Genomic DNA, 11,055 nt, shown 5'->3' on the forward strand with positions numbered 1-11,055 from the left:
ACTTAATGGTGTTGCGCCTGCGCCTCAGCGCCGCCATGAGCGAAAAATAAACCGCCACTGTTTTGCCCAGGCCTGGTCAAAACGGGCTGAACCGCTTTTCTAACCAGGTCTCGTCGAACGAGGGTTGCCTAATCCGGTTTTGACCCTGCGCTGTTCCCATATGCGCCGCGCGACCAATAAAAGCATGACGGTGAACAGCCCCGCTAAAATCGGCCAAGACCCCCAACGGACAAACGGGGTTTCCCCTTGATAAGGCTGAACGTCATCACGAAGCACACCGACTTCATACGCCGGAATTTCCGCTTTAATCTGCCCTTTGGTGTCCACAATCACCGTGTAGCCCGTGCTGGTGCTTCGTGCAATCTCGCGCCCCAGTTCCAGCGCGCGCATCTGCACATCCTGCACCTGCTGCGCCGGTTCCAGCGTATGCGCAAACCAAGCATCGTTACTGACCGTAATCAGAAAATCCGACCGCCGCGCCGACTCGATCAGTTCCGCGCCAAACGCCATTTCATAACAAACCGACAATCCAACAGTATGAGCCCCAAATGTCATCGGTGGCTGATCGGCGGCACCCGCGGAGAACTCCGAAAACGGCACATTAAATAACGCACTCAATGGCTGCAACACACCGGAAAACGGAAAAAATTCGCTGAAGGGCACCAGATGCTGCTTGCGATATTCCTGCTCGGGATTATGCGCATTGACGATGGCATTGTAATACCGCTGATGATCGGGATCACGGGTAATCACGCCCATTAAAATATCGGCGTTCAATAACTGTGCATCTCGGATAAAGGAACGCAGCGCCCCCTTCTCCACCACGTCGTAATACGCCGGAATCGCCGTTTCCGGCCAGACAATAATATCGGCTTTTAAATTGTCCTTGGTGAGCGAAACGTATCGTTTAAGGGTCGGTAAAAAGGCGCTGGGCAACCACTTTTCATCCTGAGGCACATTGCCTTGAATCAAAGCCATCTCAACGGGTTTGCCCACCGGCTGAACCCACTCAATGTTTTTTAAGCTGGCCGCCCCCAACCAGATAACCGCCAATGACAGACTTGCCCCCACCCAAGCGCGCGACTGCAACAACCATAATAAAATGCCCGCCGACATCGCCACCGCCCAACTGACACCGGTAACGCCGAACACTGGCGCGTAACCGTCCAGCCAAGTTATCAGATGGGTATTGCCGGTCATCAAAAACGGAAAACCACCGAATAAGGTCGCGCGTAACCACTCCGCAAACACCCAGACTGCGGGCATGACCACTACCCAGTTAAATCCTAAGTGTTCGACGGTTTTGAGACGCGCCACTAGCCAACCGGCCAGTATAAAGTAAAGTGTGAGAAACAGGATGAAACAGAGCACCGCCAAAACCGACAGCAGCAGATTCATTTCCGCATAGAGATAAATGCTGGAGATCAACCAACTGACGCCAAAGCCAAAATAGCCCAAGCCGAAACTCAAACCGATTTGCATCGCTCGAAACGACGTATCCGCCTGTTGCCACAACCAGAAAAGCCCGCCCAGCGCAATCAAGGCCAAAGGCGCAATGCCCACTGGCGCATGGGCAAACACCATTAAAGCGCCCAGCACGAAGGCAATCATCATAGGTTTATCGGGCTTGAAAAACGCCCAAAATGACTTGAATTTGCGCATGCCGTTATCCGTTGCTGTCAGCCCGAAACGGCCTTGGCCGCTTCCGAATCAGACGCAGCCGACAGCTCAGCTTTATTCGATTCACAAGACGATTCCACCGAGTCAAAGACGGATGAATCCGACACCAAAAAGCTTTCAATACGGCGTTCGTCGCCTTTATTGACGGTAAACAGCAAACCGTCCATTTCAAACGACTCGCCCTCAGCCGGAATTTTCCCCAGCCGCTTGGTGACAATGCCACCGATGGTTTCCAGCATTTCATCTTCAAAAGCGGTATTGAAAAACTGATTGAACTCGTCCAGATAGGTGATCGCCTTCACCGCATAAGCACCGGACAGATGTTTTTGGATATTATCCTCGTCTTCATCGTGTTCGTCTTCGATGTCACCGACGATTTGTTCGAGAACGTCTTCGATGGTGACCAATCCGGCCACTTCACCGTATTCGTCCACCACCAGCGCCATGTGGTTTCGGCTGGTTTTAAACTCCCGCAACAACACATTCAAGCGCTTACTCTCGGTCACCATCGCCGGTTCACGATACAGCTCGGACAACTGTGATCTATCGGTCAGCTCATGCTTGACCACGGCACGCAGCACGTCTTTTGCCAGCAATATGCCAATCACTTCGTCACTGTCAGCCGAAATCACCGGGTAACGCGAATGCGCCGCCTCCAACATTTTTTCCAGAATGACATCCAATTCATCCGCTTCGTCCACAAATGACATTTGCACTTTCGGAATCATCACATCACGCACGCGCGCTTCCGAAACGTTCAACACCCCTTGAATCATCAACAGCGCATCCCGATCAATCAGATCCTGCGCTTGGGCTTCCTGCAAAAATGAATCCAAATCTTCCCGACTCTCCGGCTCGTCTGAAAAAAACCTCGATAGTTTTTCAAACCACGAAGAGCCGCTACGACTGTCACTCATGAGTTATTGACACTCCTATACATTAAAAAAATTCGTTGCACCGCAATCGGACTCAGGCCGTCTCATAAGGTGCTTTAAAGCCCAACTCTGTGAGAATCTCGGTTTCCAAGGTTTCCATTTCGTCCGCATCGTCTTCCGCCAGATGATCCATCCCCTGAAGATGCAGACAACCGTGCACAATCATGTGCGCCCAATGGGCGTTTAAAGGCTTCTGCTGCTGTTTGGCTTCTTCCAGCACCACGGCCGCACAGATCACCAAGTCCCCAAGGTAAGGCAACTCCTCCCCCAAATCCACCAGGCCTGGCGGATTTTCAAACGGAAAGGAAAGTACATTGGTCGGCGTATCTTTACCGCGATAATCCTGATTGAGCTGCTGAATTTCCGCTTTGGAGACGATGCGCAGCGTCAGCTCCGTTTCACCCATCCCCCAGTCTTCCAGCAGTGCCGCATTCACCCACTCGACACACTCCGCCTGAGTCGGCAGATCCGCTTGCGCCACTTCGTCCGTGGCCACCTGAAAATCCAACTGTATCATCTTGCCGCACTCCTTCGGTCGAATTGATCATAGGCTTGAACAATTTTCTGAACCAGGTTATGCCGCACCACATCTTGCGATTGGTAGAAGGTAAAACCAATGCCCGGCACCCCTTCCAGCACTTCGATGACATGCCGCAATCCCGATGTCTGATGCTTCGGCAAATCACACTGAGTAATATCGCCGGTAATCACCGCTTTGGAACCGAAACCGATCCGAGTCAGAAACATTTTCATCTGTTCAATGGTGGTGTTCTGCGCTTCGTCGAGAATGATAAAAGATTCGTTCAAGGTGCGGCCACGCATAAACGCCAGCGGCGCAACTTCAATGACGTGTTTTTCCATCAAACGCTCCACCGTTTCAAACCCCAGCATTTCAAACAGCGCATCAAACAATGGCCGCAAATACGGATCCACCTTCTGATTCAGATCTCCGGGCAAAAAACCGAGCTTCTCCCCGGCTTCGACCGCCGGACGCGTCAGAATAATGCGGCGTACTTCTTCGTTTTCAAGGGCTTCAACGGCGGTGGCGACCGCCAGATAGGTCTTGCCCGTACCGGCCGGGCCGATGCCGAAACTGACATCATGGTCTTTGACGGATTGAATGTAATGGGTTTGGTTGGCATTGCGGGTACGAATGATTTTTTTGCGCGTTTTCACCAGCAACTGTTCATCGTCAAGGGTTTTCGCATCGTCAAATCCCAGCGACTGCAAGGCCAGATGGACTTTGGCGGGTTCCAACGTTTCCTGCTGCGCCTGTTGGTAAAGGTCGCGCAGAAATTGTTCGGCCTTGACAAGGCGATCCCCCAACCCGGTCACACTGAACTGAAACCCAAGGTGGTTAATCTCCACCCCTAATCGCAACTCCAACTGAGACAAATGTTCACTCTGCCAGCCGCACAGATTCAGCAGAGCCTCATTGTTTTCGGGCGTCAGATAAAATTGTACGGTATGAAGGGTTGTCAAGGGGCTGAACCACCGGCAAAAGGAACGTTAGAAAAATTCATCATAATGAAAATAATAGTGAATTACAACGCATAAAATTGGCGCGGCTCAAACTTGTCCGCCTCGGGCGTCGCCAGCAGTTTTCCTTTCAAAGAATTGGTGTAGGCTTCTTCAATCAACACCTCGACGAACTGCCCGATCAGCTCCGGCGCACCTTCAAAATTCACCACCCGGTTATTTTCGGTACGGCCAGAGACTTCATTTGCGGAATTACGCGATAAACGCTCCACCAGCACCCGTTGCGTGGTGCCCACCATGGCCTCACTGATGGCCGCTGTCTGCTCATTCAGCAGCGTTTGCAACGCCTGAAGTCGGCGCTTTTTGGTGTGCATTTCCACATCATCCGGCAAACTGGCGGCCGGGGTGCCCGGACGCGGACTGTAGATAAAACTGAATGAACGATCGTAATTCATGTCCTGCACCAGAGCCAGCGTTTCCTTGAAATCATCGCAGGTTTCGCCCGGAAACCCGATGATAAAATCACCGGACAGACTCAGTTCAGGTCGAAGCTGACGAATTTTTCGGATGGTCGCTTTGTATTCCAACGCCATGTGATTGCGCTTCATCATCGCCAGCACGCGATCCGAACCGGATTGAATCGGCAAATGCAGGTGCGACACCAGCTCCGGCACTTCCGCATAACAATCAATCAAACTCTGGGTCATTTCATTCGGATGTGACGTGGTGAAGCGAATGCGATCAATCCCCTCCACTTCACGCACCGCGTGAATCAACACCGCCAAATCGGCGATGTCACCGTCGGGCATTTCCCCGCGATAAGCGTTGACATTCTGCCCCAGCAGATTCACCTCACGCACCCCTTGTTCCGCCAGCGCCTCCACTTCGGCCATCACATCCGCAAACGGCCGGCTGAATTCCTCCCCGCGTGTGTAAGGCACCACACAGAAAGTACAGTATTTGGAACAGCCTTCCATCACGGACACAAACGCCGACACCCCATTCGATTCCGGCGCCGCCAAATTATCGAACTTCTCGATTTCCGGAAAAGAAATATCAATCACCGCGCGCTTTTTCAACTTACTGTTCTGCGCAGCTTCTTCACGCAAAGCCAAGGCCTCATCCATCATCGCCGGCAAACGATGCAGGGTCTGCGGGCCGAATATCACGTCCACCACTGGCGCACGTTTGCGAATCACATCGCCTTCTTGAGAGGCCACACAGCCGCCGACCGCAATCAGGCGATTCGGTTTTTCCGACTTCCACTTTTTCCAGCGCCCCAGTTCGTCAAACACCTTCTCCTGAGCTTTTTCGCGCACGGAGCAGGTGTTCAAGATCAACATATCAGCGTCTTCCGGGGTTTCCACCAGCCTGAGGCCGTAGGTTTTTTCCAAAAGTTTCGCCATGCGATCCGAGTCGTACTCGTTCATCTGACACCCGTAGGTTTTAATGAACAAGCCGCCGGTAAAGGGGGAATCGTGTATTGTTAATGCGGAACGGGAGGCTGTCATATCGCGGCTCTAATAATATCTCTAATATCTCATTGATTCTGTGATAAAAAAACAGGTTGCGCATTTTACCACAGCTCTCGACACTAAAAGCAAAAAACCCGTCGCAAGACGGGTTTCAATACTCGGAAAAACGGCAAACGCTTACATTCGATAGCACAAATCATAGCTGGCTGCGCCGTTGATGTCATAATTAGTGGCCGCATCATCTCCCTGAATCGCACCTTGACTGGGAATGCCATCATCATTCTGACGATCCAGAATATCCGCCACATCGCCGGGAATGGCCAAAAAGCAAACAAAGCTTCCTTGCCCATTCGTAAACGGGTTCTGGCTAATGGTAATCTGACCACCAAAGGCATGAGACGGTGGCGAGGCACCGCTGCCTTTCAATAGCCCAGCCTGACGCAACTGCGCCCAGAAAGCGCCATTCTCATCTGTCTCGATCTGGCCATTGTCATTACCCGAACCCACAGCGGCATTAGCCACCTGAGAACTTCCATCATCCCCTGGCAAGGCATTGTAGCGATCACGATAGGTACCGGCGGCGGAAATAATGGTTTGCGCCTCGTTCTGAATGTTTTTGATCTTGGCACCGCGAATCATTTCCTGCCCCTTGAGCACACCGCCCAGCACCAAACCGACAATCACCAGCACAATGGCAATTTCCACCAGAGTAAACCCGCGTTGCTCGGACAAACACGACCGTTGCTTCTTGTGTTCGTGCTGCATACGATGACCCTCGAAATGATAAATAATACCTATTCTACTGAATCCCGCTCAACAGTCAAAGCGAAAAACACCCCTCTTTTTGTCACGCTTGTGGTTCCTGAGAAAATACCGATACCCCAACTGAGCCTGCAGGGCGAATCCGCTGAAGAGACCGCGCAGCGCCATATCATCATCCACACGTAAAATATGTCCTTTACTCATTTTTACCGCGTTCTCAGTGCATCCGGGTGGCTGTTCAGGTAATGCGCCTTAATGTCATAAGCCGATACCCCCGCCACCTCATCATCAAACAAACCGGCCTGCGCTTCCAAAGGGGCAAAGCCGCCTTGCCAAAAAAAACCATCTTCATCGCAGTTTTCGCGTTCGGCTTCGGGGCGCGCCGCACAGAGCAACTGGCCACGCTGATTCCACGCCACCAGCACAACCGGTAATGACACCGCCTCTTTGTCTGACGCCGCATCACAGCTGTTGCCGACGGCACAGACATCGTAATTGCCCACCCCAGCCTGGGTCGCCGTCGGCGGCGTGGTCAAACGAAAGACCGGTAAATCCACACTGGCCTGACAGGCGGCATTACAAAAATAACTGGCGGCGTGATGCGCATCTCGCATCGCCGAAAGGTCGGTGACGCCAGCATTGACCGCATAGTGAATCGCCACACCAAAACCGTCCCGCACATCCGCCCCGCGCAATCCGATCGTGCGAAACGGCACTTGACCAAACGCGCTGGAACAGACCCCGGACGCGCGATTCTCCACTCCATCACCGTCCGTGTCCGGGCACGGTAAAAAACCATTCACCACCACAAACGACAACAGCGCCTGTTTGGTTTGCGCCAAGGCGGCGGATGAATCGGTATAACGCACTCTTTCGCGCTGCTCTTGCAACATCGACACCGCCCCCATCATCATCAGCCCGACCACCAGCAACACCAGCGCCAGCTCCACCAGCGAAAAGCCGCCCGAGCCGTTTTGAATTTTATCATCAGCGTTGCGCAAACCCGTCCACCTCCAGCATCGCCTCTTTCACATCCCAGATATTCAGCCATGTCAAAAAGGCATCCGAACGCCCACTGACATCCATCTGAAAATCCCGATCGCCATCGCAGTTTTCCAGCACAGAGGCGGGTAATCCGGCATCCTCCGCACAATTCGACCAGGCCTGATCGCCAAAACGTCCGAAAGACACCACCATCGCCACCACCCCCGCATCCAAACGCTCGCCCACTGCATCCAGCACCACTAGATTTTTCAACGAATCCGCCTTATCCACCCCCACTGGTGGGGTGTCGATGGTGAAATAGGGCGGTTTCTCTTCAGTACGCGGCTGGAAGTCAAAGTTGCATTCACCTGAACAGGCACCGTGCAATTTGGCACGACTGCAATCGCAGTAAAACACCTGGGTTTCTTCACACAAACCGGCTTCGGTGGGCTTCAACACTTCGCCTTCTCTGGCGAACACACTGGCCGTTTCACACACGTCATTGATACGACTGCGCGTTTTAGCACGATCATTCACCCGATAATAAAACCGCTGTCCCCAAGTGTCCGTCAGCGGCGCACCGATCTGCTTTGACGGCAAATAGCCCTCACGAGCTCTGCACTGCGCTCGACTGCCGCCAGAGCGATCCTCAAAGCCATCGCCATCCTCATCCGGGCAAGGCAAATAACCGTTCACCTGTAAAAACGTGCGCAAACCCTGTTGCACCTGACGCAACTGCGATTCCGTAGCGCGGTCGTGATCATCACCACTGACGTCCGATGCGAACCGTAAATAACTGCCCGCCAACAGCCCAATCAGCAGCAGCGCCAGCGCCAACTCCAATAACGTAAACCCGCTTTGCTCAACCGACTTCATGGGCAATTCGCCAACCAACGTCGCCAGTCGCTACCGGCTGGGTTATCGTTGGCATCGTAAGGGTTCAACCAGTGCGCCTCATCAACGGGCACCTTCGCCAAACGATCGCGTTGCGCACACAGCCGCGCCTGCATCACCGCCTGCCACTCCGCCAGCGTAATCCCAATAATCACATCATTCACCCCAGGGTTATCGCTGGATTCACTGAAAAAAAACCGGTCACCGTCGGCATTACCGTTTACGCGCTGACCGGAGACATCAAAACGACGATCCAAAAAATCCACCCGGCTGTCCGTTGCCGTTTTAACGTCAGAGCGATCCTGCATAAAACCATCCTGAAACACCTGAGCGGCATTTGGAAAGATGATCAATGCCACATACCCCGCCTGACCATTCAGACTCAGCCAAGGCATGGTGCCGTCCGCCAAACTCGGTGGGGAACCGCTGTCCGTTCCAGCCGCCGGAGACAAAGCCGGATTCAAAGGCGCATAACGTCCGGTTTCGCCGTTGTTATACAGGTTATTGCCGTTCACAAACCGCTCATCCACCGCATAAAAAAACTGCCGAGGTGATAAGCCGCCAAAGTAAAGATTGCGCGTTTCAAATCCCACCGGCAGATACCCCATCACAAATCCGCTGCGATCATCCCCCGTCTGGCGGGGATTTCCACACGAGGTTTCCGCCTCCAAAACCGAGCCATCCCCATCTTCATCCGGGCAGGGCAAATACCCCAGGCCGGGTATTTTTCGGGATTCTTTATACGTTCGAATATTTTTCGGCAAATCGCTCAAATAGAGTTCTGGCTGAAACTGAGCATAGCGCAACAACTGCTGCTTCACCGCATTCAGCTGCTGCAGCGCGTCCAAACGCGTATCGGACAACCGCTGAAACCATTGATTTTGGGCATACAAACTGAAAAAGGCTGCTGCCCCCAACACCATGAGCACCAACACAAACCCCAGCGCAAAACCCGCTTGACGTGACGGTGGCGTCTGCACTTTTCGCATAGAATTCTCCCCAGCTCAAACCGTAAAAATACACAAAATGTCATCGAGTTGCAATGTAAAAGAAATTTACCAGACGAGCAAAAGGAGCTGGCACCCCAGACAAACCAGAAATATGACAGGAAAAAGGCATAAAAAACAGGCCTAAAAAAACGGGCCGAAGCCCGCTAAAACTAACTATGAGGAAAACAGCAAAAAATTACATTACATCAAAGGTGGTGGAAATACCGAAAATCAAATAACTTTGCAGGATGTCATCATCCTTGTCATCCTTGGCATAGCTGCCGGTATAGGTAATCGAGCCATCCACGCCTTTAAACAACTCACGTGAATAGGTTAAATTCAGATAGGTATTGACGGCGCCGTCCTTGGTGGAATCCGTTGACAAATCCCAGTCGTTATACCCCAGTTGGGCCGAAATCGGCCCGACATCACCGCTTAAATTCACATTATAATATTCCGTGGTGTCATCACCTTTCGAGTTTGGTGCATCGTAAATCCCCGGGTTAAACGCCAGGGTGACACCACCAAACCCAACCGACAGATTCAGCTCGTTATACATCTTGTCAAAGGCATTGGTGTAGAAATAACCGGTATAACCCGCACCGAGATCCACTTTACCAACCGTACCCGCCCAACCGGCATAGGCATCAATTTCCAAACCATTTTGTCCTTGGTCGCCCTCATCCACGTTCGATGCCCAAGTGCCCACATAAAAACCGGAATCCGACTCCCAGTCCAAACCGCCTTGCGCAGCCGCACCTGTCTGCTTCAAACCACGATACACATAAGTGGATACCGCACCGATATTGGCGGTCACACCCGCTGAAGGCTCAGGCTGTTTACCGCCGTCTACCGTTTCATTTGCAAAAGTGGACGCGGGTGATACGGCCAATGCCGCCGAGGAAATCATGGCCATAGAAACCACTAAAGATTTAACAGAAAAGGTTTTTTTCATTTTTGATACTCCAATGTTTTACGGATAGTGACTGAATAAAATCCACTAAACACTAGAAATCAATGTGCCAAAAACCTATTTACGCTTTTATAACAGTAAGTTAAGAAGAAAGTTACTATTTTATTACGTTAATAAAACCCACCAATGCACCATTAAAAACCGAATTGCACCACAATAAAATAGTGCGACTCACAAAACAAGTCACCAAAGCCGCTGCCCCGCCGCCTGCTGCTGCAACACCCACTCCTGAAACGCCGGCGGGCCATACGCCAAGGTCAATGGATTTTTTTCTAAAACAGCCGCGTCAGGATCCTGCATCTGGTAAATTAAAGGGCGCATGGTTTGTTCTGCGTGGCGCATTAGCCATTGCAAGGTCGCCTCTGGAATTTCCCGCCCCACCGGCACCGCCAGATCCACCTCCAATCCTTGCCATTGCAACACACTGTCCAGAACCAAAGCACCGCACTCATTCGGGCGAAAATCCGCGGGCAAAACACTCCCCGCCTTGACCCAGGCACACTCAAAGCGACGACACGGATCCACCGGACGATTTTCATAATCGTCGCACCCCTTTCCCGTACTGTGCGGGCACGGATGCCCCGGATACGCCTCACACCCTTTAACCGTTATCTGCACCCACCCATCACAACAGGCCGTGCAAGGCTGGCACTCACGCATAGCTCCCCCCATTTCAAAAATCATCCGCAAAAAACGTCGGCCAAAACATTTGATTATCCCATAAAAAAAAGAGCGATAGAAGCCAAGCGAATAACCAGGCCTGGTGAAACCGGCTTTTTAAACCACAGAAGCATTTATGCCCTCTGGGTGCGAAGGTTTTGGAAAAACGCGTCACTCCGGCCGGGTTGACAGATGACGACAGTTCAGTTTTCCTAGGCCTAGTC

12 protein-coding genes are annotated in these 11,055 nt (G+C 52.2%); all 12 read right to left on the bottom strand.

The genetic code is table 11. The features are described 5' to 3' along the window. Window positions 1-99: 99 nt before the first annotated feature. Window positions 100-1,614, bottom strand: a complete 1,515-nt coding sequence (gene lnt, locus ACP5D0_RS08125; RefSeq protein WP_472365170.1) for an apolipoprotein N-acyltransferase — start codon at window positions 1,612-1,614, stop codon at window positions 100-102. A 65-nt stretch (window positions 1,615-1,679) separates the two neighbouring features. Then, window positions 1,680-2,597, bottom strand: coding sequence for an HlyC/CorC family transporter (locus ACP5D0_RS08130; protein ID WP_472365171.1), 918 nt, complete (start codon window positions 2,595-2,597; stop codon window positions 1,680-1,682). A gap of 52 nt (window positions 2,598-2,649) precedes the next feature. After that, window positions 2,650-3,132, bottom strand: coding sequence for an rRNA maturation RNase YbeY (ybeY, locus tag ACP5D0_RS08135; RefSeq protein WP_472365172.1), 483 nt, complete (start codon window positions 3,130-3,132; stop codon window positions 2,650-2,652). Next, complete coding sequence (locus ACP5D0_RS08140; protein ID WP_472365174.1) at window positions 3,129-4,097, bottom strand: PhoH family protein; 969 nt, start codon at window positions 4,095-4,097, stop codon at window positions 3,129-3,131. Before ACP5D0_RS08140 ends, ybeY begins: the two co-directional genes overlap by 4 nt. A 62-nt stretch (window positions 4,098-4,159) precedes the next feature. Then, entirely contained in the window at window positions 4,160-5,605 is a 1,446-nt protein-coding gene (gene miaB / locus ACP5D0_RS08145) for a tRNA (N6-isopentenyl adenosine(37)-C2)-methylthiotransferase MiaB (protein ID WP_472365175.1), read from the bottom strand. A gap of 141 nt (window positions 5,606-5,746) precedes the next feature. Further along, window positions 5,747-6,334 (bottom strand): type II secretion system protein, encoded by a 588-nt coding sequence (locus ACP5D0_RS08150; RefSeq protein WP_472365177.1) that lies wholly within the window; start codon window positions 6,332-6,334, stop codon window positions 5,747-5,749. A 203-nt stretch (window positions 6,335-6,537) separates the two neighbouring features. After that, window positions 6,538-7,332 carry a hypothetical protein gene (locus tag ACP5D0_RS08155; protein WP_472365179.1) on the bottom strand — a complete coding sequence of 265 codons (795 nt, stop codon included), beginning with the start codon at window positions 7,330-7,332 and terminating at the stop codon, window positions 6,538-6,540. Next, window positions 7,319-8,191 (bottom strand): prepilin-type N-terminal cleavage/methylation domain-containing protein, encoded by an 873-nt coding sequence (locus ACP5D0_RS08160; RefSeq protein WP_472365180.1) that lies wholly within the window; start codon window positions 8,189-8,191, stop codon window positions 7,319-7,321. The genes ACP5D0_RS08155 and ACP5D0_RS08160 overlap by 14 nt, the downstream gene beginning before the upstream one ends. After that, entirely contained in the window at window positions 8,188-9,198 is a 1,011-nt protein-coding gene (locus ACP5D0_RS08165; protein WP_472365181.1) for a hypothetical protein, read from the bottom strand. The genes ACP5D0_RS08160 and ACP5D0_RS08165 overlap by 4 nt, the downstream gene beginning before the upstream one ends. Before the next feature lie 196 nt (window positions 9,199-9,394). Next, complete coding sequence (locus ACP5D0_RS08170) at window positions 9,395-10,153, bottom strand: TorF family putative porin (RefSeq protein ID WP_472365182.1); 759 nt, start codon at window positions 10,151-10,153, stop codon at window positions 9,395-9,397. Window positions 10,154-10,354: 201 nt separating this feature from the next. After that, window positions 10,355-10,831 (bottom strand): hypothetical protein, encoded by a 477-nt coding sequence (locus ACP5D0_RS08175; protein ID WP_472365184.1) that lies wholly within the window; start codon window positions 10,829-10,831, stop codon window positions 10,355-10,357. 13 nt (window positions 10,832-10,844) lie between these two features. Further along, on the bottom strand, window positions 10,845-11,055 hold a 211-nt coding region (locus ACP5D0_RS08180), incomplete at its 5' end, for a hypothetical protein (RefSeq protein WP_472365186.1).

This window comes from Hydrogenovibrio sp., from assembly GCF_049975065.1.
In the GTDB taxonomy this organism is placed as follows: Bacteria; Pseudomonadota; Gammaproteobacteria; order Thiomicrospirales; family Thiomicrospiraceae; genus Hydrogenovibrio.

What these genes read in the sequence shown, in the direction of transcription:
- lnt (WP_472365170.1), bottom strand. Translation starts at nt 1,614, where the DNA reads ATGATGATTGCCTTCGTGCTGGGCGCTTTAATGGTGTTTGCCCATGCG.
- ACP5D0_RS08130 (WP_472365171.1), bottom strand. Translation starts at nt 2,597, where the DNA reads ATGAGTGACAGTCGTAGCGGCTCTTCGTGGTTTGAAAAACTATCGAGG.
- ybeY (WP_472365172.1), bottom strand. Translation starts at nt 3,132, where the DNA reads ATGATACAGTTGGATTTTCAGGTGGCCACGGACGAAGTGGCGCAAGCG.
- miaB (WP_472365175.1), bottom strand. Translation starts at nt 5,605, where the DNA reads ATGACAGCCTCCCGTTCCGCATTAACAATACACGATTCCCCCTTTACC.
- ACP5D0_RS08150 (WP_472365177.1), bottom strand. Translation starts at nt 6,334, where the DNA reads ATGCAGCACGAACACAAGAAGCAACGGTCGTGTTTGTCCGAGCAACGC.
- ACP5D0_RS08160 (WP_472365180.1), bottom strand. Translation starts at nt 8,191, where the DNA reads ATGAAGTCGGTTGAGCAAAGCGGGTTTACGTTATTGGAGTTGGCGCTG.
- ACP5D0_RS08165 (WP_472365181.1), bottom strand. Translation starts at nt 9,198, where the DNA reads ATGCGAAAAGTGCAGACGCCACCGTCACGTCAAGCGGGTTTTGCGCTG.
- ACP5D0_RS08170 (WP_472365182.1), bottom strand. Translation starts at nt 10,153, where the DNA reads ATGAAAAAAACCTTTTCTGTTAAATCTTTAGTGGTTTCTATGGCCATG.
- ACP5D0_RS08175 (WP_472365184.1), bottom strand. Translation starts at nt 10,831, where the DNA reads ATGCGTGAGTGCCAGCCTTGCACGGCCTGTTGTGATGGGTGGGTGCAG.